Annotated in this window: 14 protein-coding genes and 1 pseudogene; 2 read left to right on the forward strand and 13 right to left on the reverse strand. The window is 33.8% G+C overall.

What is annotated here, in order from left to right; translation table 11 throughout:
• Positions 1 to 633: 633 nt before the first annotated feature.
• The 6 genes from P178_RS0101820 to P178_RS0101845 form a co-directional block, all read right to left on the reverse strand.
• Positions 634 to 882, reverse strand: a complete 249-nt coding sequence (locus tag P178_RS0101820) for a hypothetical protein (protein WP_027064544.1) — start codon at positions 880 to 882, stop codon at positions 634 to 636.
• A gap of 239 nt (positions 883 to 1,121) precedes the next feature.
• Entirely contained in the window at positions 1,122 to 4,331 is a 3,210-nt protein-coding gene (locus tag P178_RS0101825) for a DNA primase (RefSeq protein WP_027064601.1), read from the reverse strand.
• Positions 4,332 to 4,334: 3 nt separating this feature from the next.
• Complete coding sequence (locus P178_RS0101830; RefSeq protein ID WP_027064547.1) at positions 4,335 to 4,601, reverse strand: hypothetical protein; 267 nt, start codon at positions 4,599 to 4,601, stop codon at positions 4,335 to 4,337.
• Positions 4,601 to 4,726, reverse strand: a complete 126-nt coding sequence (locus P178_RS23620; RefSeq protein WP_262493273.1) for a hypothetical protein — start codon at positions 4,724 to 4,726, stop codon at positions 4,601 to 4,603. Before P178_RS23620 ends, P178_RS0101830 begins: the two co-directional genes overlap by 1 nt.
• 93 nt (positions 4,727 to 4,819) lie before the next feature.
• On the reverse strand, positions 4,820 to 5,380 hold the full coding sequence (locus tag P178_RS0101840; protein WP_027064548.1) for a hypothetical protein: 561 nt from the start codon (positions 5,378 to 5,380) through the stop codon (positions 4,820 to 4,822).
• Positions 5,381 to 5,391: 11 nt separating this feature from the next.
• A complete protein-coding gene (locus tag P178_RS0101845; RefSeq protein WP_027064549.1) occupies positions 5,392 to 5,661 on the reverse strand; it encodes a hypothetical protein in 270 nt (89 codons plus the stop codon).
• 93 nt (positions 5,662 to 5,754) lie between these two features.
• On the opposite strand from P178_RS0101845, the gene P178_RS22520 reads away from it, so the two are divergent.
• A complete protein-coding gene (locus P178_RS22520; RefSeq protein WP_051638137.1) occupies positions 5,755 to 6,078 on the forward strand; it encodes a helix-turn-helix domain-containing protein in 324 nt (107 codons plus the stop codon).
• A gap of 317 nt (positions 6,079 to 6,395) precedes the next feature.
• Here the strand turns inward: P178_RS22520 and P178_RS0101855 are convergent, their stop codons facing one another.
• From P178_RS0101855 to P178_RS21320, 4 genes and pseudogenes are all read right to left on the reverse strand, one after another.
• Complete coding sequence (locus P178_RS0101855) at positions 6,396 to 9,701, reverse strand: VCBS repeat-containing protein (RefSeq protein WP_027064602.1); 3,306 nt, start codon at positions 9,699 to 9,701, stop codon at positions 6,396 to 6,398.
• Between the two features lie 280 nt (positions 9,702 to 9,981).
• Entirely contained in the window at positions 9,982 to 11,163 is a 1,182-nt protein-coding gene (locus tag P178_RS0101860) for a glycoside hydrolase family 88 protein (RefSeq protein WP_027064603.1), read from the reverse strand.
• A gap of 174 nt (positions 11,164 to 11,337) precedes the next feature.
• Positions 11,338 to 12,930, reverse strand: coding sequence for a solute:sodium symporter family transporter (locus P178_RS0101865; RefSeq protein ID WP_027064604.1), 1,593 nt, complete (start codon positions 12,928 to 12,930; stop codon positions 11,338 to 11,340).
• Between the two features lie 32 nt (positions 12,931 to 12,962).
• Positions 12,963 to 13,729, reverse strand: a pseudogene (locus P178_RS21320) (L-arabinose isomerase); the annotation flags it as partial.
• Positions 13,730 to 13,904: 175 nt separating this feature from the next.
• Between P178_RS21320 and P178_RS0101880 the strand changes: the two are divergent.
• A complete protein-coding gene (locus P178_RS0101880; RefSeq protein WP_027064607.1) occupies positions 13,905 to 14,636 on the forward strand; it encodes an NUDIX hydrolase in 732 nt (243 codons plus the stop codon).
• A 158-nt stretch (positions 14,637 to 14,794) separates the two neighbouring features.
• On the opposite strand, the gene P178_RS0101885 is transcribed toward P178_RS0101880, so the two are convergent.
• From P178_RS0101885 to P178_RS0101895, 3 genes are all read right to left on the reverse strand, one after another.
• Positions 14,795 to 16,372 (reverse strand): solute:sodium symporter family transporter, encoded by a 1,578-nt coding sequence (locus tag P178_RS0101885; RefSeq protein ID WP_027064608.1) that lies wholly within the window; start codon positions 16,370 to 16,372, stop codon positions 14,795 to 14,797.
• Between the two features lie 89 nt (positions 16,373 to 16,461).
• Positions 16,462 to 17,340 (reverse strand): inositol oxygenase family protein, encoded by an 879-nt coding sequence (locus P178_RS0101890; RefSeq protein ID WP_027064609.1) that lies wholly within the window; start codon positions 17,338 to 17,340, stop codon positions 16,462 to 16,464.
• Positions 17,341 to 17,493: 153 nt separating this feature from the next.
• Positions 17,494 to 21,528, reverse strand: a complete 4,035-nt coding sequence (locus P178_RS0101895; protein ID WP_027064610.1) for a hybrid sensor histidine kinase/response regulator transcription factor — start codon at positions 21,526 to 21,528, stop codon at positions 17,494 to 17,496.
• Positions 21,529 to 21,531: the final 3 nt, after the last annotated feature.

A 21,531-nucleotide genomic window follows, 5' to 3' on the forward strand; every position in this document is an offset into this window, starting at 1 on the left:
ATTTTCATATAATTGATTTTAATGGTTATTAATACCTGCGTACAACAAAAATTTTGTCATCGTTACAAAATAATTTCACGATTTGTAGTAGAAAATAGATGATGGTACCCAAGAAAAAAGCAAGAAAAAAGCTAACTACGATAAACGGTATCCCTATTAATTTTAGATATTTCATAACTCCGTTATTTAAATTAAGCGGCATCACTTTTGGGCGCAATCTTTGTTTTGTACAAGTGTTCGTATAATTCAAACATTTTTTTACACCATACTTTTTTCGATGGATCGTACCGAATTTCACCTGGTTTAATCTTGATTATTTCATGCGGAAAAAATTCGTGTGTTTTATTGAACTCTATCTCTAGAAAATAGTAGCCATATTTTAATACCGGATAAATACCAATCCCGTTTTTGTTGCACCGGTGCATGTACGTGTATTCTTGACGTTTGCTCATCGTGGTCTTCTTTTTAAGGATAGATGACGAATACATGCATTCGCCCACAGGTTGATATACATGGGCAACGGATCGCCAAATTCATCGGCAAAATATTTAAACACCCTGCACGCCTTGAATATCTCATTAATATTCTCGCACTTTGCGAAAATGGCTGCCACTTCTAATCGCGTATATTTTTTCATATTTCTTTAAATTTTTCATTCCATTGAACTGGAACATATATCATATTATTTTTTAACCAAGAAGCCAGCTCATCTACATCTGTATTCTCATGAATTTTTAAAGGTTGGTTCATAAACTCACCTGTAACCATACTCTTTAACCAAAATGGTTGACCATAATTCAACGTTTTATCGTCTAATTTCAAGTCACTGGCCGTAGCTTTTCTAACTTTCATTACTACACTACATTCTAATGTATCGCTCATAAAAAAACTTTTTAATGCTCTCGCGTTATACTTAAATAACCTTTCACGTTTCAACACTTCAACATCATTGATAATCAGATACTTACGCTTAAAAAGGTGTTGAAAGTGTTTGAAACACAAAACAGCTTCAAACACTTTCAAACAACTTCAACACCTTTTCAACACCTTACTTTTATAGTTAATCATTTGATTTTTAGTTTATTAAGTATTATTTATTTAGGTGTTGAAACGTTTGAAGTTCAAAAGGGTAAATCTTTCTGCTCCGTATTATTTATTTTTTCTTCAGGGGTTGCAGGGGATGGAAACAAAGAGTTCTCATTCCGCTGAAAATCAACCGCAAACTTTATCTCATCTTTAATAGGTATCTCTTGTATCTGCACCAAATAGGCAGATGTAGCCTTAGATTCTTTACCAGGCGCAAAACGGACCCCTGCGATAGTGTCTATAAATGATTTATCTTTTTTCAATGCATCCATCATTACTCCCTTAGCCGGGGCGCTATCTCTGTACTGCGTATACCATTGCCGTTGTACCCGATTGTAACAGCTGGTAAAATTGAAATACAGTCTATCACCGTCAAGTTTTAAATCACGGCCGTCTCTAATTTGGTCTGCCACCGTACCTCGCATACTCGCCAAGAAACAATCCCACCAACGATTGATTACACTAGCGCTGTTCATTTTGCTCATTTGACTATCGATAGTCTTATCGAAATGGGACATCATATCTTCATGGCTAAAAGGAAAGCTTACCTCGGGTATATTCTGAAACATCTGGTAAAATGTTCCCAGTACCGAAAGATTTTGAACCATTCTACTCTGTGCCTCTGGTCTACGTTGTGCTAGAGTGCTCTTAAATTCTCTATACCTACCCTTGAAATTATTTTTTACGGATGCCCTATGGTGCAAGAACATATCCGTATAGCCACTGATACCTTTTTTTACAATATCACTAAGCTTCTCGTACTCTTTTGTGTCCTCGTCATCAAAAACGGTCTTATCCATAAACTCCCAAATAAATCTTGAAATCAAAGCTTCTTGATCGGGAGCATAATTACCGGTCATAATTACACTTGAAAGAATGGGAATGCTCTCTGTACCCACATGACTATCTATATTTCCTCTTTTATAGCCACGTCTATCCCATAATCCTTTAAGAACTCCATCTAATTTTGGATCACCGTTCTTATATTCACTTAATTGAGAAATTAAATTACAGAACTGGGCAAATTCTCGAACCTGCGCTTTAATAGTACTTACGCCACCCTCTAAGTTAATAGCGGTCTGTGGTCTTCCTGAGAAACTCTGACATACATCCGCTAATTGATCTTTACCTGAAGAAGCAGGTCCAAATAAGAACAGCATAGGGAAAGAATTTAGCTCAGAAACAACAATATCTTGAAATATAGAAGCTATGGAGAACAGGATACCCATCATACCATGACTTCGATGAACTTTAATGAGCTGATTGGTAAAGTTTTGAAAGTTTATAGTGGGTGGCAGGGAGACCACTCTTTTTTGAGCCTCGAACTTATAGATGTTCGTACTGTATATTTTATTGGCACTAGGCACATAATACATAACGTTTTTATGTTCAAATACTCCGTTATCATCTATAGTGATATCATTTTCGCTAGGCACTGTTACTTTGTTGTTCCATACCCAGAACCCTTCAGGTTGCCAACCAAGCACTTCAATCTTACGACCGGTACCCATTGAATCGAACAGAAACGTTTTAAGAAGTTCGTGTTCTTTACGACCACCTTTCCATCTAAAGTTGCCGTGCGCCGTTACAGCGTTTTCAAATGACATGGGGGTGTTCATTTCAGCGCTCTGCATATCAAAAATGCGTTCAAGTTTATGCACGTTCTTAATACGTACCAGCTTCATTGGGTACTTTTCATCTTGCATATGTTGAATAATCTCAATGTCGAAATTGCTGTAACTTTTAAAAGTAAAAGGGGGTTCAGCGCCTTGCTGTACATAAATCTGATGATTGGCCATGAACATTTGATACTTTTCAATGATCGGCCTTATATTTTCCAATGGCTCTTTTACACTTTCAGGAAGGCGGTAGAAATCTTCTGAAGAAAACTCTTGTATTCGTTTGTTCTGATTTCCCTTGATATCTTTTATAAGTGATAGTTCTTTAAACCACTTATTTATTTCGGTTGGTTTTACTGAGCTTTCTTTAGTTAACCAGTCCTTATAAATACTGCGGATGCCTTCGTCTGAAATATCACTTACCAGTTGAACTAATTCTTTAGTTGACTGCGCAATTGCAACGGCATCTTTTGCCTTAAAGCGATGTGCCATCAAGAATTTAAATCCATCTTGACGATAGTTTATATTGTCACTTAGATTGCTTAAATCGTATTTACGTGCAGCAACTTTATGATAGCGAATAAAATCGTCTGGGTCCAACTGTGGTTGGTTCACTACAAGTTGTACTCGAAACCCTTCCTTAATAAATTCAGGTATATACCTGAGCATTGCTTTTTTACCAGGTCCGTCTGGGTCAAAATTAAAAATGATACGATCGCATAATTTTTTTAGCAAACGGATTTGACCGATTGCAATAGCTGTGCCACACCCAGCAATGGTATTGGGTATACCGTTGGTTTGCCAGGCAATTACATCATTATACCCTTCGACCAACCAGGCTTCGCCCTTTTTAACTATCGCTTCACGAGCTTTGTCCAGTCCGTACCAAAAAATTCCTTTTTTGTATAGCTCACTATCTGCAGAATTTATCCATTTAGCGTACTTTTTATTGTCTACCAATGCCCTACCTGCGATACCTACCGGTAGTAATGAAGTGCCTTTACGCTCAACCAAAGGATAAATAACTCTGTTATGCCATTTATCACCCGTATCCGATATTAAGCCCAATGTAATGGCATCTGCCTTTCTACCGTTGGCTACACATAAATCATAAAGAAACTTGCCACCAGGTGCATATCCAATCCTATAGTCTTCGACAATATCATTAGAATACTCTCGTTTACCGAATACCTCCAATTTAGCAGGGTGGTCTTCAGGTAGTTCTTGAAATGCTTGTTCAAATTTTCTTAAACTACTTTCTAATAAAGGGCGAAGGGCTTCCTTTTTTTCTTGCTTTTCATGATAAGCCCTGGTGGCCTTATTATCTTCATATTGTAACTCTACATTATATTTTTTCGCCAACCACTCAATCGCTTCAGGGTATGTGATACCCTCTTTTTTCATTAGAAAACTAACTGCAGAGTTGCCACTATTTCCATTGCTAAAATCTTTCCAAATTCCCTTTGCAGGTGAAACCATAAAACTTCCTGAAGATTCATTTATCCATGGGCTTAGTCCTTTAAATTGCGCCCCTGCTTTTTTAAGTTCAACAAAATCCTTAATGACTTCAACCATATCGGAAATTTCCCAAACCTTTTCGATTGAATCTTTTGATATAAATGGCATTGTTTACTTGTTTTTTTCGTTATAACCTTCCACTTCCGCGTTCCAAAAATTCCTCAATTGTTCGTCTATTATCGAGGGCCACATTACTATTTCGTCTTCAGGTAACTTCGATTCAGCAATTAAATCCACATGAAATGAAGATATACCTGCCACAAAAGCCTTTTTCATTTCGGATAATTGAACAGGATTAATTTTGCTCTTATCCACATTTGATAATTTCAAATAGTGGTCGAACCATGATTGTATATTGAATTCTGGTTTAGTAGCCATTACTTCGCTTTATTTAATTGAAAAAACATTCTTTTCGTTGCCTTGGCATCTATGATGGTGAACACTGCCATACCGAACAGGAAGCCAGCCGATAAGAACATTGTGATATAGATAATTAGATTCATAAGGTTTGGTTTAAAAACCCTGCTGCCCCAACAGCAGGGTAACTAACTAATATATAATAGCCGGCGTGTGCTCCAGCTGCACCTAGGATTCTCCTAGATAAGATTAAGGCGTTGGCCTATTATTGTTGATTCTTGCTTGGTCTGTACACCAAGCTTTTGATATAGTTTCTTTTTAGCAAGGTGAAAAGAGCCTAAAGGCAGGTTCATTTCACTTGCGATAACATCATTGGTGTTATTGGTAGACAACATTTGTACTAGCGTAATATCTTGATGATCTAACCGCGCACCGTTATACTGAACCGCTTTACACAATACCCCTTCTGATGCACATGTACCACGCAAAGGGCACGGCCACCATTCACCATCTTGAACCCCATCGGTAGACATATCGGCTTTATAGTCCAACCCACCAAAACGGCATTTTACAAATTGCTCTAATCGTTTGTAGCTACTCGCTGGGTGCATATCGAACAGGTGAATTTTAACCTCATGATCTTTATCGATTTCATCTTGCAACATTTGCATATAAGAGAAAGGAAGTTGAGTTAAATCCATCACGCTACCATTGGTAATCGCTTTAATATTATCGTTATCGATAAAAAATTCAACAGCATCGCTGGTGAGTCCGGGTAATAATTTGTTCTGGTTTGTCATAACAGTTTTATTTAGTGGTTACTGATTAAATTGCTCACGGTTCTTTTTGCCGTTTTATTTTCAAGTGCGATCTCTGCCAAGACGTTTAACACTATCCAATCTTCGACAATACCGCTTTTGATATTGCGTATACTACCAGAAGAATAAGTAAGCTGCTTTTTAGCCAGACGGCTTTTCGCTTCTTTTACATACCCATATTTAAGGTGCTCTTTTAGAAAATCAAGAACCTCTTTATGCGAATGCACATTCTCTGCAGGTGTATTTTTAATTATATTTGTCAAGGTTTGTCTATTTATGTCAACAAATATATTCTAATCTGTCTATTATTTACAAATAATATATTCTTATTTGTCTAATTTATAATTGTTCTAAATATGGAATTTGGGGAAAAAATGCGAGAACTAATTGATAAAAAGGGACTTACACAAAAGGAGTTTGCCCATGAGATCAATATGAACTATGCTCATACGAACAAGTTCTTTACAGGTCGTACACCGAATATGGAGTTCATATTAAAAGTGGTAAAACGTTTTCCTGAAATAGATTTGAATTGGTTGCTATTGCCACACGAGCATCGCAAAATAAATGATCGTGTCGCAGAGCAACCTGCCGATTACAATGCGTCTAAAGCCATGCAGTACATTACCGGAGTAGAAGAAAAACTAGAAGAATTAAAGAAATATTTGACACAAATTTGACACACAAATTTTATAACGCCATTGATTACTAACTCGTTACATTCTGAAAATAAACCCTGTCGAGGTCACAAGAAAACCCCATATATTATGGGTTTTTTTTTATGCTCAATATTCTCATTGTTATTAAAGTTACTTTTGCCTAAGCATTAATTTCAATAATACAGATATGCTAATTGTATTATTTTGTACAATATGGAACGTTTACATATTGGGGTGGTCTAAAACTTTAATATTCATATTAACATGCTTTACTGCACATTATACTTAATATAAAATTTTATTCTAATTCAGAAGAATTATAGACCCTTTTCAAAGGTTCATTTAAAAATTAAGAGCCTACCCTTATTTTGAGTCACCAAGATAATATCTTCGTTATTAGATGTTTTTATTGTAGTAATATTTTTGGCATCACCACTAGCTAAAAACCCGCTCATCTCGGCAGAAACAGTCTTAAAATTACCTTTTCCATCACCTTTTAAGAACAGTCCATTTAAAGCGTCTAAACGACCAATAAAGATTTCATTTCCATAATCATTGCCTACCATTAAAATATCTTTAAAACCATCAGAATCAAAGTCTCCGGTTAACATATCATTTATTGGTGCAAATTGAGCTTCGATAGGGAGTTCATTGATTTTAAATTTGAAATCACCTAGGTTTTCAATATAAACACTTCTATCATAATTACCAGTTAACTTTATGGCTCCTTCTACTTCTTTAGCAGTAAATAAATTTTCTCTACTGACTTTTGCAAAATCTTTATAAAAATTAAATTTTGATCTAAACAACGGACTTTGCTTTGATAAATCTCCCCAAAAGTTTGCTGGGTATGATTTATAATCTCCCTCTTTATTTAATAAATATGTAAATAAAACAGGGTCAATACTGCCATTTGCATCAAAGTCTTTGGCTATTAAATGTACCGGCTTTTCTTTTGTAGGCTGAAAGAAATTATTTCTACCCACATTACCAACTACCAAGTCATCATCTCCATCGTTGTCAAAATCAGCGACCACTATACTCTCCCACCAACCATACAAACCTTTGAAATCAGGGATTTCCTGTTTTACAAATCCGTCGTTTGTATTCCTAAATAGCGTTATTTCAGTTAATTCTCCAACAACAATTAAATCTAGTAACCCATCTTTATCCACATCGGTCCACACTGCATCGGTTATCATACCTAAATTTTCAATTTCGGGAAGTAGGCTTTGCGTAACATTAACTAAGGTTCCGTTTTGGTTTTGCAAAAGATAGCTATTATCAGAAAGTGGAAATTTACCTGCAGGAGTTCTTCCTCCAACAAATAAATCTTGATATCCATCATTATTAAAATCGGCAGCTACTGCCACAGAACCATTACTGGTAACTAGCGGAGATTTGTTAGTCGATAAGTTAAAATTACCATTTCCGTCATTTATATATAATTGATCATTATATCTACTCAAATCACCTGAAAACTCATAACTGCCACAAACTAGATACAAGTCTAAATCTCCATCATTATCTAAATCAAACAACACCAAATCCTCTTCTTCTCTCATTTTATCAGCAATCTCTTCAAAAAGAGGTCTATTCGTAAAAATGCCATTACCTTGTTGTTCAAAAATCATAGGTGAGTAACGAGATGAACTGCCAACGATGAAATCTTGAAGTCCATCCCAATTAATATCTCCTGCAACTATACTTGGTCCATTTTGAGATAGTTTATGGGGTAAAGTCCGTTGAATACTATAGTCTATAATATCATATTCTTGATGCACATATTTAATGCCAAGGCTATCACCAATTTCATTGAATAGCTTTTTAGAACTCTCTTTCATAAACGGAAATCCTAAAGCTACATCTTGACTTGCTTTTGCATTTGCATAATCAATCTCAACTAGGGCATCTTCATTCAGGTCTACAACCTCCTGCAAATTACCATCGGGCCATAATACAGTTATTGCCTTAACTTTGGCGCTTGCACCTAAACCAAAATGAATTTTAGGATCTACGGAAGACATATAACCACGTGTTAATTGATGCTCGTAAAACTGAAAATCGCCATTGGTAAGTGAAACTTTAATTTTTGCTCCTACCCCTAAAGAATTATTTTTAGGTCCTTTTAGTTTTAACTGAATACTGTTCGAGTTTTGAATTGTGTTTTCAAAAACAAATGCTTCATCATTTATATTATTTACAACATAGTCCAAATCACCATCATTATCTAAATCCACAAAAGCCGCACCATTAGAAAATGAGGGAATTTTCAATCCCCAATCTTCACTTACGTTAACAAAGGTTAAATCTGCATTATTTTTATATGCATAATTTGCAACCTTAACTATGGGAATGGAGTCTAGCATTTTTGCCTCATTGAGAAACTGCGACATTTCTAATCTAAATTCCCCAAAATCCATATCAGTTATATCTCTTGGAAAACCATTTGTTATTAGTAAATCTCTATTACCATCATTATCAATATCTGCAAACAAAGGAGACCAGCTCCAATCTGTTTTCGACATACCTGCAAGCATTCCTATTTCACTAAAAGGAATTTCAGGACCATTACTTAATTGCAACATATTTCTGCTATACTGATATTCAAAACCAAACCGTTCGTTAAAAAGGTAATTCATATAATTATTACCCGCGATATTGGTCTTCATACGCTCATTAGTTTCGCCAAGCATATCTAATGTTACGATATCCAAATACCCATCATTATTGAAGTCCGAAATATCCGAACCCATACTAAACTTACTTTGATGCTTTATATGATTTTTTATGTCATTCGTAAACGTACCGTCTTGATTGTTTATATATAATAAATCGTTGGTTAAATAATCATTCGTCACATAAATATCTGGCCATCCATCATAATTTAAATCAGAAATTGCAACACTTAATCCATAACCTTCATAACGTATACCAGCTGCTAAAGTTTGGTCTGTAAAACTACCGTCGCCATTGTTATGATATAATCTATCGTTGCTTATAGCTGTTCCATCTTCAATTTTTTTTCTATAGGTATTTGGCTGATTGTGAGCCTCTTCATTATTTACTATATATAGGTCTAAATACCCATCTTTATCATAATCAAAAAATGTTACCCCCATTGCATTACCAGTATCCGCAATACCATATTCTTTAGCACGCTCTTCAAATTTTAATTCGCCCTTATCATTAATCCCTTTATTAATGAAAAGTAGATTTGCTTTTTTTTCTAAAGGGCTTTGCATTGCAGAACACACATAAATGTCTAACCAACCATCAGCATTAATATCTACAACTGCTACAGCGGTATTCCATTTATTTTCCGCTTCTATATTTGCACTAGCGGACACATCGGTAAATTTAAAATTACCGGAATTTAAATAAAGCTTATTTGAAACTTGATTGCCTGTAAAGAATAGATCCGATAAGCCATTATTATCAAAATCCCCTACAGCTACACCACCACCGTTAAAAATATATTCTTCTGTGATTATATTGAAACTATCTGTTTCAACAATTGTATTATTAAATGTAATACCTGTTGTTTGTGATGGCAACTGCCTAAAAAGTGTTTTTGACTCATGGGTATTGCAAGAAGATATTGTAAATAGTATAAGCAAGGAAAAGGCTACTAAATATTTCATATAAAAATTAAAATAATTTTAGAAAGTGTGTTTAAATTAATCAGTAAGAAATAACAAATATGTGTATTCTAATTTGTTAATAAAGAGCTTTGCAATGAGCAATTAGATGCATAAGATCGTTAATTTTTTTTCTAAAAAAGAAAAAAACAGCTAATAATTAAAGCTTAGTCTTATTATTCTTTTATAATTATTTACGCTAAGTGTGTTAATGATTTCTAGAAATCTTACTTCAGTCAATAATTCATCTATTCCATTAAATAATAAAATGATTGCCTAGGTTTTACTCCTTTATCCTCAGCATTAATTCTAAAAAATAAAAATCACCATAAACTATAGGTCCATCCATTTCATCATTTTTAGGCCAATTACCAGTACTGTGCTTTAAAATAAACGGAGCCTCTATGTCTATTGGTATTATATATTCTTCACTTTTTAAAGAATTTAAAACTTTATTTGAGTAGTCTAGATAAGCGTCATTGTTGGTATACATGGATAACTCTACCAACGCAGATGCAACTATAGTTGCTGCCGAAACATCCTTTACTGCATTGGGAATTTTAGGGTCATCAAAATCCCAATACGGAATTCCATCTTCAGGAAGCTTAGCATGCTGTAAATAAAATGCAGCTGATTGTTCCGCTTGCTCTAAATACTTAGGATTTTGAGTATAACGATAACACATAGTAAAACCATAAATACCCCAAGCTTGCCCCCTAGCCCATGCAGAATTATCATTAAAACCTTGGTGCGTAACTTTACTTTTCACTCCTCCTGAAACAGTATCATAAACCACCACATGATAGCTACTGTTATCTTCTCTAAAATGATTCTTAAGTGTAGTATTAGCATGTTTAACAGCAATATTATGGTAAATACTATCTCCTGAAATTCTTGTAGCTTCAAACAATAGCTCAAGATTCATCATATTATCAATAATTACAGGAAACTCCCAGATATCAGCATTAAAATCCCATGAACGAAGACTACCTACATTTTCATTAAATCTAGTAATCAATGTATTGGCACTCTCAACTATTATATCTTTATAATGTTCATTTTTAGTAATTTCAAAACCTTCTCCAAAACTAGAATAGATTTTAAAACCCATGTCATGGGTTCCACCATTATATTTTTCTTTCTCTATAAATGCAGTCCATTCAACAGCCTTATTTTTGAAAGCTTCTTTACCTGTTAACTTGTTTAATTGCCATAAATTACCAGGATAGAAACCACTTGTCCAATCTTTAGATTCAACTACTTTAATTTCTTTAGTTAGAGGATTATAACTCCTTGGGATGGATAAGGAGTCTACAGGATACTCCAACAATTTTTCGTAACGATTTTGCAATAATGAATCTATAGAAATCATCTCTGAACCGGACCGTTTTGCAGATGTATTCTTGCAACCAAAAGCTACAAAAAGAACTAGAGTGACAATTGTAGTAATGCAGATTCTATACATGATATAAAGTGTTGGTTTGTTTTATAAAGTACATGCTTAGCATTTGCAATAGTATCTACTATCATTACAAACTGCCTTTTTATAAATCTATTCTAGACTAGTAATCGCTTGCACAATTACGTCAGCCATAAATACTTCAATTACCAAAGTATATTGATTACTAATGACATAGAATTAATTAGCAAAGTAGATGTAAATTAACAATACAATTCCACAAATACTAAATCCTACAAATTTTAGGTACTTCCAATTTTGAATATCAACTTGTTTCGTATATTCTTGAACATAATCAGTTTCCCTTGGTTTAAAGTAACTTACCGTAAACATGATTATTAATGCCAAAGCAAATATTATTCCCATAAGATGTAAAAAATGCGGGAAATAGGTACCATTCTCTATACTAATTGGTCTAACCACATATAAAGCAACCAAGTACGTTATTACACTAAACAAAATTGCCATATTGGCTCCCTTAGCCGTAACACGTTTAGAGAAAATACCAACAATTACAATGGCTAAAATTGGCACACTATGCGTACCGTTCAACTCTTGCAAATAAGTGAAAATTCCCCCTTGCACACCATATAAAAGTGGCGCTATAGCCATAGAGAATATAGCTAAAAAGGCTCCAAATATTTTTCCAGCTTTTACAATCTTTACATCAGAAGCGGTCTTATCAATATATTGTTTGTAGAAATCTAACCCAAATAGCGTTACAGAACTATTTAAGGCACTATTGAACGAACTTAAAATAGCCCCGAAAAGAACAGCTGCAAAAAAGCCGACAAATGCTGTAGGAAGTATTTTTTTTACCAACATAGGGTAGGCTTCATCTGCATTTGCCAAATCACCTTTAAAAATATAAAAGGCAATAATACCTGGCAATACCACTATAATTGGTCCCAATATTTTTAGAAAAGCAGCTAATAATAGACCTTTTTGACCTTCTTTTAAATTTTTAGCTCCAAGCGCTCTTTGTATAATTGCTTGGTTGGTACCCCAATAATAAAAATTTACAATAATCATACCTGTAAATATGGTCCAAAAAGGCACATCGGAATCAGGACCTCCAATAATATCAAATTTTTCGGGAAGGGCTGTAGTCAAAGTAGTTAAACCAGTAAACACATTACCATCACCAATATACATTAAACCAAAAACAGGAATAAGTGTACCACCAATTATCAAACCAACAGCATTAATTGAATCTGACACCGCTACCGCTCGTAAACCTCCAAAAATAGCATAAACACTACCTATTAAACCAATAGACCAAACCGTTATCCAAAGTGCTTGTTCCGGTCCTATACCTAAAGCCTCGGGAATATCAAACATCGTGTTAATCGCTAATGCACCAGAGTATAAAACCGTTGGCAGCATTGATATTGCGTAACCTAACAGAAACAATAATGAAACAATAGTTTTGGTAGATTTACTATATCTATTTTCTAAAAATTGAGGTATTGTGGCTATCCCACTTTTTAAATATTTGGGTAGTAAAACAAAAGCGGTAAACACCATGGCTACGGCCGCTAAAACCTCATACGCAACAATTGGTAATCCGTCTCTAAAAGACACACCATTTACTCCTACAATTTGTTCCGTAGAAAGGTTTGTCAATAATAACGAACCAGCAATGATCGGTCCTGTTAAACTTCTTCCACCTAAGAAATAACCATCAGAGGATTTTTCATCCGTTTTACGCGTTGATACATACGCTATTGTAGCTACTAGTAATGTAAACCCTATAAATGAAATAATCCCCATAGTTTATTTGTTCTTAGTGAATTTGATATTAATTAAACCCTAAATTGAAATATATGATAGTATGCTTCATCAGCATTAATTCTATCTTTAAAATCTCGCACAGTAGTTCGCTCATCAATAACAAGTAATTCTATACCTGCTATGTCCGCAAAGTCTTCCATATACTCTGCATTAAGATTTTGACAATACACTGTATGATGTGCTCCACCTGCTAAAATACACGCGGTTGCCGCAATTTCCAAATTTGGTTTGGCATCCCACAAAACTCTTGCAACAGGTAAATTAGGTAAATCTTTGGCAGGTTTTACAGCCTCTACTTTATTTACTACCATTCTAAATCTATTACCTATATCTACCAATGAGACATTCATAGCACTACCAGTTGCTGTATTAAATACTAATCTAGCAGGATCCTCTTTACCTCCTATCCCAAGGATTGTACTTGACACGAAGGTTTATGCTCATCTGCTATAGATGGACAAATTTCTAACATATTCGAAGCTAAAAAGTATGATCCTTGTGGCGTCAAGTGATATGAGTAGTCTTCCATAAACGAAACACCACCTACTAAATCTGTATTCATAACTTTTAAGGCCCTAACCATAGCGGCAGTTTTCCAATCGCCTTCTCCTCCAAATCCATATCCATCTGCCATTAATCTTTGTACGGCAAGACCCGGTAGTTGCTTTAGCTCGCCCAAATTTTCAAAAGTATCTGTAAAAGCTTTAAAACCGCCTTCTTCCAAAAATTTACGTAAGCCTAACTCTATTTTGGCCGCGTTAATTAATGATTCTCTTTGAAATCAAAACAAGGCTAGAAGCATAAAATACCATTACCACAACATTTGCCTTATTTACCTACGATAAGAACAGAATACTACTGATAAGACAAAAAACTAACCAACTAAATTGTTAATAAATGTTATTTTAGCAAACGATTGACAATCAAACTTGAAGAAAATTTATTTATAGATAATGAAATTAGGTACCGCCTCGCAAAACGAAGATGCTAACACAAAACTACAGTACTACCAAAAGGAAGACCAGGTTCTATTGTCTGTGGATTGTATAATATTCGGGTTCGACGAAAAAGAATTGAAGGTTCTTCTTGTAAAAAGAAATTTTGAACCAGAAATGGGTAAGTGGTCTTTAATAGGTGGATTTTTAAAGAAAAGTGAAAATCTAGACGAAGTAGCAATACGCGTATTGAATGCCTTAACCGGACTTAAAGATATCTATATGGAACAGCTATATAGTTATAGCCGAATAGATAGAGATCCTGGGCAGAGAACTATTTCTGTTGCCTATTATGCATTGATTGATTTGAATGCGAAAAACTTCGATAAGATTAAGATTGATTCTGCGAAATGGTTTGAAATTAACAAAGTACCACAGTTAATTTTTGATCATAATGAAATGATTGAAAAGGCTATTTTACGTCTAAGACGTAAAGCGCTTGTAAAACCGATCGGATTTGAATTACTTCCGGAAAAATTTACCATGCGCGAACTCCAGAGTTTATATGAATCTATATTAGATAAAAAATTAGATAAACGAAACTTCATTAACAAAGTAAACCTTCTTGATATTTTAGACAAACTCGATGAAAAGGATATGACGAGTTCTAGAAAAGGTTCATTTTTATATCGATTTAATGAAGAGAAATATAAGCGTAAATCTGAAGAGGGATTTGATTTCAAAATTTAATTATCTTAAATAAAGGATATACAACAGCATCTTTTCTCCCCTTTCAAAAAAATAGAAATAATTAATAAACAGTCAAATTTAGCATTCCCTAAATATGATCCTATTGCAATACTAAAATTCAGATTTTCAACTTATTAATACGAGAATAATTTCACTCATTAATTAGTCCCTAAAATTACATAAATAACAACTGTAACAACACATAACATAATAGCCATTGGCTTTGTGTATTTCCATTGTTTCATTTCTACATAATCTTCACCCTCTTCAATGGTAGCTTTATGGTTTGGATAGAAGTAAGAAACCAAAAACATTACCACTACGTTCAATACAAATTCTATTCCCCAAATGTGAACGAAATGAATATCGACCTTAAAAATAAAGGTTGTTAGTATGTAAAACATTAAACCAACAAGTAACGCAACTTTAGCAGCTATTGCAGAAATATTCTTAAGAAAGAACCCTGCCAACATTATTGAAGCTATTGGTATAAAGAAAATACCATTTAATTGCTGTAGCAATTGATACAACCCATCTGGGGCATTTGCCACCATAGGAGCTACCAATATGGCAAATATTGCTAGTACAGTAGAGGTAATCTTACCAATTCTAACCAACTTTTTATCGCTAGCATTTTTACCAAAATGTCTTTTAAATACATCTATACTAAAAATTGTAGCCGCACTATTTAAAACACTATTAAAAGTACTTAAAACGGCACCCATGATAATTGCTGCAAATACACCAACAAAACCAATTGGTAGCACCTTTTTAACCAACTCGGGGTAAATCATATCTTGATTCTCATATAAAGAATCACCGAAGTAATAAAACGCAATAACGCCTGGTAAAATAATTATAATCGGTACCAAAATCTTTAAAACACCGGTAAACAATAAACCTTTTTGAGCTTCTACCAAATTCTTGGCACCTAACGCACGCTGAATAATAGTTTGGTTCATACTCCAGAAATACAACTGATTAATAATCAAACCCGTAAAAAGTACTTCAAACGGTAATACAGAATCCTTTGCCCCTATTACATTAAATTTTTCTGGACTATGGTTATATACTTTAGACAAACCATCAAACAAATTACCATCACCAATACTGAATAGTGCAATAATTGGAATTGCAAGTCCACCAATCAACAACCCATATCCATTTATTGTATCTGAAATGGCAACAGCTTTTAATCCGCCGAAAATGGCATAAATAGAACCTAGTACACCTATACAAATTACGGTAATCCAAAGTCCTTCTTCTTTGGATACCTCTAAAACCTCTGATATATTGAAAATACTCTCAATGTTTATGGCACCAGTATATAGTACAATAGGTAATAATGTTACAATAAAAGACACCATTAAAAACAAAGCAACTAGCGTTCTTGTTGTACTATCAAACCTTTTTTCCAAATATTCTGGTATGGTCGTCAAACCCATTTTCAAATACTTTGGAACAAAATATATTGCCGCTACAACTAAAGCCAATGCAGAAGTTACTTCCCAAGCAATTATAATAAATCCGTTCTTGTAAGATGACCCATTCATACCAATTAAATGCTCTGTAGAAATATTCGTCAACAACATGGAGCCGGCAATGACAACGCCTGTTAAACTTCTTCCTCCAAGAAAATAACCGTCTTTAGAGTCCAGTTTTTCTTTTCTAAGTTTAAACCATGAATAGAATGCAACAAAAGCAGTAAATGCAATGAAAGTAATAGCTGTATACATGTGTAGATTGGTTGGTTTGGTACTATGGTGTAAAAAAAATGCTCTAGTTGGAAGGGCTAGAGCATTGCTAAACTCAAATAATTAGAATTCTAAAAATTCAATTTTTCGGGTAAATACTTCGATACTAACTCTTTGTAATAAGGAAGTAATGCTTTTGCATCTGGTGGTACTGGTGCCTTGGAATATAAATCGTATGGATTGAACTTCTTCACCCACTCAAACATCTCAATATCTTTTGCTGTCATTAAATGCGTGTAATCATTTTCTCTATGTTGAGAGTAAAATGAGTGGTAACGGATCATGTAAAGTGCAGGTTCCGGCAAATAATCTTTCATTATCTGATACAAGTACTCATCATGTCCCCAGCTCATTTTTACATTATCCAAACCACAGTTTGGCTCATATACGCCGTACTTTGTATTGTACTTACTATTTGTAGCATCTGGATTTGCACTAAAGAACTCTGGATAGACAATTTTATCTGAATAAGCACATCCTACGGGGAAAGTATCTCCTACTACAGCCCACTGTGGCTCACCGAACAAACAAAGTATTTTACCTAAATCATGAATGAATCCAGTAAGTACAAACCAATCTGGGTGACCATCTGCTCTAATTGCCTCAGAAGTCTGTAATAAATGCTGTAACTGATCTAAATCTATATCTGGGTCACTATCATCTACCAATGTATTTAGAAAGTCTACAGCCTCCCAAATTGACATATCCTTTTTATTGAACTGTAGAAACTCTTTCTCCTTTTCAACTACAAAATCATATGTTTGAAATTCATGATTTATTTTATAAAACTCTTTAACGGTGTCCATCCTATCAGAGTCGACATAGTTTCTAAACTCTTCTTTTTCTTTTGTAATTTCTTCCGGATCAGGGTATCTCTCTAGTAAGTTATCTTCCCAATCATCAATATTATCCATGGGATGGTTCTGATTGTTGTTCAACGCTTTTTCCATAAAAGTTGTTATTAATGTTTTTGAGTAAGTTGATTTGTTGTTTTGATATGTACGATATATCTACTTGCAATTTATAGTATTTATGTCATAAATTAATGGATAATACCATCATAAATATGGATTACTTAACAAACCATAGAAACCTAAAAATCTCTACTTCAATAATTTACTGGGTGGGAAACCAAATTGCTTCTTAAAACACCTACTAAAATATAGGGGATCATTGAAGCCAATTAAATCGGTGACTTCAGACACATTATACTTTTTTGTTTTTAATAACTGTGCAGATTTTTTTAATCTAATAGTACGTATGAATTCGTTTGGCGCTAAATCTGTAAGCTCTTTTATTTTTCGGTATAGTTTTGAAGAGCTCATCCCCAATTCTTGACATAAATAATTAGTAGTTAAATCCACATCATCTATATTCTTTTCAATAATAGTAGTGATTTGCTCCATTAATTCTTTATCAATGGGTGAGTGAGTGAGCAACCCTATTTCGCTCTCTACCTCGTCAGAAAATTTAGCTTTGAGCTCTAAACGAGTTTTAATGGTATTTACAATTACCGATTTCAATAATGAGGGGTCAAAGGGTTTTACTAGGTAAGAATCTGCCCCCACATCATAACCTTTAACCTTATCTTCATTTTCAGATAATGCGGTTAAAAGAATCACTGGGATATGACTAATAAATTCGTCGTTCTTTAATTCGTTACAAAATTCTAGACCGTCCATTACCGGCATCATAACATCGGCAACGCACAACATTGGTTTAATTTTTCTACAAAGCTGCAATCCTTCTTTACCGTTTTCAGCCTCATACACCTTGTAGTACGCAGATAAATAGTCAATAAGATATTTTCTTAATTCAATATTATCTTCAATCACTAAAATCTTATCCTTGATTTCTGTATTTGTTGTTTTTCTTTTAATAGGAATAAATGTTTCTGGCTCTTCTAGCTCAGTATTAGAAATAAATTCAAAGACCTCTTTTTTAGTATAACTATCTCGACTAATAGGTATTTCTACCGTAAACGTACTTCCTTCATTAGGTTTACTTTCTACAACTATAGTTCCTTTATGTAATTCTACAAGAGATTTTACAAGTGACAGACCAATACCTGAACCTGTATTGTTCTCTTTACTATTGGTGGCTTGGTAAAATCTAGTAAAAATCTTTTCTTGACTTTTTAAGGGTATACCAATACCATCATCACTTACTTCAATTACCAATATTTCAGTATTGTTTTCCTTTAGCTTTAAAAATAAATCTACATGGCCGTATTTATTGGTAAACTTAATGGCATTAGACAAAAGGTTATATAAGATTTTATCGAACTTATCTCTATCTATCCAACCAAATAATGTCTCTACTTCGCTGTTAATATTCAGTTCTATTTGCTTATTGTAAGCAAACTCCTTAAAAGATTCAAACGTGTTGGTGGTAAATAACAGCACATCTGTTTTAGAAACCTTAAGTTTTAATTCACCCGTTTGTGCCTTTCTAAAATCTAGCACCTGATTCACTAAATTTAAAAGTCTACTTGCATTTTGATGAATTAGATTAAATCTGCTTTTTTGATACTCGCTACTGTTTTCGTTGCTTTCTTCTAACAACTGTTTTGCAGGACCTAATATTAAAGTCAAAGGAGTTCTTAACTCGTGAGATATATTTGTAAAAAAACGAAGTTTTTCATTATTCAACTTAATATCGCGTTCCCTATTTACTTTTTCGGTAACAAGTTCTTGCTTTAAACGCAACCTGTTTTTCATTTCTTTCCTTATGAAATATATGATTAAAGCGAATAAGGCTAGAAATAATATCAATGCTTGATAGGTTAACCAAAAAGGAGGAGTTACTGTAATTTTATATGAATTTACATCACTCCAAAAACCATCACTATTACTAGATTTAATTTTAAAAGTATAGTCACCAGGAAACAAGTTGGTGTATTGTACGGTTCTTGAATTACTGGTTGTAGAAATCCAGTTTTCATCAAAACCTTCTAGCATATATTCAAACTTGTTAAGCTTTTCATTTACGTATGAAGGTGCAGAGAATTGAAGTGAAAAATTTCTATTCTTATAATCTAAGGTTACGCTTTTAGTTTCGTTTAAATTTTTCTTTAACGGAATTTCGCCATTAATTTCAGTACCTGGATGTATCACCTCATTCTGAATCTTAAACTCAGTAATCATTGGCTTTTTGGCAACTTTGTTCTCACTTATGGCATATGGTGAGAAATAGATAATACCATTCTTTCCTCCTAAATATATATTGGAATTTTCAAAATTGTAAAAACCACTTGAGCTAAAAACATCTAACCTATTACCACTTTTAACATCATAAATATTGTAATTTTTTAAATTTGATTTTAACCTAGCTACACTGTTACTGTTCATGTTAAACCAGATATCACCATTGGTATAGGTAAGCATATCGGTTATCCACTTATCCCTTAACTCTACAGGTTCCTCTAAAGGATTAAATTCTTTGGTCTCAAAATCAAAAAGACTAATACCTTTTCTTGTTGCCGCCCACAGTCGCCCTTCATTATCAAACATGATATCACTCACATTATCATGTAGCAATCCTATGTTTGGTGTGTCAGTAGATTTATAATATTTAAAAGTGCTTATATCCCTTAAAAAATGAACAACCCCAGTCTCGGTAGCAAACCAAATATTGGAATCATCTTGCTTAACTATTTCATTTATTTGATATCCTTTTAAAATTATAGTTGTACTATCAGCTTTCTTAAGGCTTTTGGTATTCAATAACACAGCTCCCTCCCCAAATGAGCCCAATAGTAAATGATTTTCATCTAGTGCCTCAAAAGCAAATATTGGTGATTGCTCAAAACCAACCGAAATTTCTTTAGCCGAGTTTGCTTTATAATCATATACCAATAAATTCCCATTCCATAAACCACAGTAAAATATAGTACCATCAATAGAATAAATACTTGCAATATCTTTTTGGTTGTTATAAAGCGGCAAAAAATCTTCTTCATTTGATATAAAAAGTCCGTTGTGCCTGGTTGCAACTACCACTTTATTATCAAAGGTTTTGCTAAACCCTCTAATTCTTGGAACCTGATTATTTATATGTAAGGAAATGTCCTTATTGCTATTAAACTGATTTTCAAATGGATCATATTTATCCAAACCATCTTCAGTACCAATCCATAATACTCCAGAATCATCAAAAAATAGTGCTGACACCAAATTATCTACCAAAGAGGTATCATCTGGCAATACGGAATAATGCCATTTAAATTCACCTTTACCTATATCTTCTAACTGATCGCAAACTAGTAAACCTCCTAATGTACCTACCCAATATTTACCATCTGTTGCTTGAATTACTGAAAGAAAATAAGGCCCTAAACCATCTTTAATCTCAGGATCTTCAATTTCAAGGTTTACAAACTCGTTAGTGGTTTTGTTTAGTTTATAGAGTCCTACTCTAGTACCTATAAAAATATCAGATTTTGCATCTTCATATATAAAGTTTAGATACGGATTTTTTTCAACAGAATTTGGTACCGAAAGGTTGTATATATTTTTTTGAATAATTTCTCCTTCTGCGCCTAAAGTCAATTTAGCTACACCACCAGATTCATAACTACCTATCCATATATCTCCGTTCTTATCTTCAACAATTGCCTTTATATAGTTGAAATTTTTAATTTCTACTTTCTTGAATGTATCCGTTTTACTGTTTAAAATATAGAGTCCACTGTTCTTGGTACCAACCCAAATCCTTTTAAATTTATCTACATAAACAGATCTTATCTCTCCTTCTGGAAGACTGTTTTCATTATCCTTTTCTGGCAAATAGGTGCTAAATGTGTGGGTATCGGTTTTAAAAAGGGACAGACCATTTCTAGTACCGATCCATAAGCTGTTAGAATCCTCATCTAACTCTAAAGCTGTTATATCATCATTATGCAGTTTGGTCTTATCTGTAGAAGAGCTTAAGTAAGATTTAAACTCATAGCCATCAAATCTATTTAAACCAGCGAATGTACCTAACCATAAAAACCCATGCTTATCTTGTACAATATGCCTAACAGCATTATGAGACAACCCACTGTCGTCATTGTAATGTTCAAATTTTATATCCTGAGCCGTTAGGCTTGCAGCAAATAAAATAATACTTATAAATATGCAGAAAACATTTCGCATGTA

The organism is Maribacter sp. Hel_I_7 (genome assembly GCF_000688315.1).
GTDB lineage: Bacteria > Bacteroidota > Bacteroidia > Flavobacteriales > Flavobacteriaceae > Maribacter > Maribacter stanieri.

What these genes read in the sequence shown, in the direction of transcription:
- P178_RS0101820 (WP_027064544.1), bottom strand. Translation starts at nt 882, where the DNA reads ATGAGCGATACATTAGAATGTAGTGTAGTAATGAAAGTTAGAAAAGCT.
- P178_RS0101825 (WP_027064601.1), bottom strand. Translation starts at nt 4,331, where the DNA reads ATGCCATTTATATCAAAAGATTCAATCGAAAAGGTTTGGGAAATTTCC.
- P178_RS0101830 (WP_027064547.1), bottom strand. Translation starts at nt 4,601, where the DNA reads ATGGCTACTAAACCAGAATTCAATATACAATCATGGTTCGACCACTAT.
- P178_RS23620 (WP_262493273.1), bottom strand. Translation starts at nt 4,726, where the DNA reads ATGAATCTAATTATCTATATCACAATGTTCTTATCGGCTGGCTTCCTG.
- P178_RS0101840 (WP_027064548.1), bottom strand. Translation starts at nt 5,380, where the DNA reads ATGACAAACCAGAACAAATTATTACCCGGACTCACCAGCGATGCTGTT.
- P178_RS22520 (WP_051638137.1), top strand. Translation starts at nt 5,755, where the DNA reads ATGGAATTTGGGGAAAAAATGCGAGAACTAATTGATAAAAAGGGACTT.
- P178_RS0101855 (WP_027064602.1), bottom strand. Translation starts at nt 9,701, where the DNA reads ATGAAATATTTAGTAGCCTTTTCCTTGCTTATACTATTTACAATATCT.
- P178_RS0101860 (WP_027064603.1), bottom strand. Translation starts at nt 11,163, where the DNA reads ATGTATAGAATCTGCATTACTACAATTGTCACTCTAGTTCTTTTTGTA.
- P178_RS0101865 (WP_027064604.1), bottom strand. Translation starts at nt 12,930, where the DNA reads ATGGGGATTATTTCATTTATAGGGTTTACATTACTAGTAGCTACAATA.
- P178_RS0101880 (WP_027064607.1), top strand. Translation starts at nt 13,905, where the DNA reads ATGAAATTAGGTACCGCCTCGCAAAACGAAGATGCTAACACAAAACTA.
- P178_RS0101885 (WP_027064608.1), bottom strand. Translation starts at nt 16,372, where the DNA reads ATGTATACAGCTATTACTTTCATTGCATTTACTGCTTTTGTTGCATTC.
- P178_RS0101890 (WP_027064609.1), bottom strand. Translation starts at nt 17,340, where the DNA reads ATGGAAAAAGCGTTGAACAACAATCAGAACCATCCCATGGATAATATT.
- P178_RS0101895 (WP_027064610.1), bottom strand. Translation starts at nt 21,528, where the DNA reads ATGCGAAATGTTTTCTGCATATTTATAAGTATTATTTTATTTGCTGCA.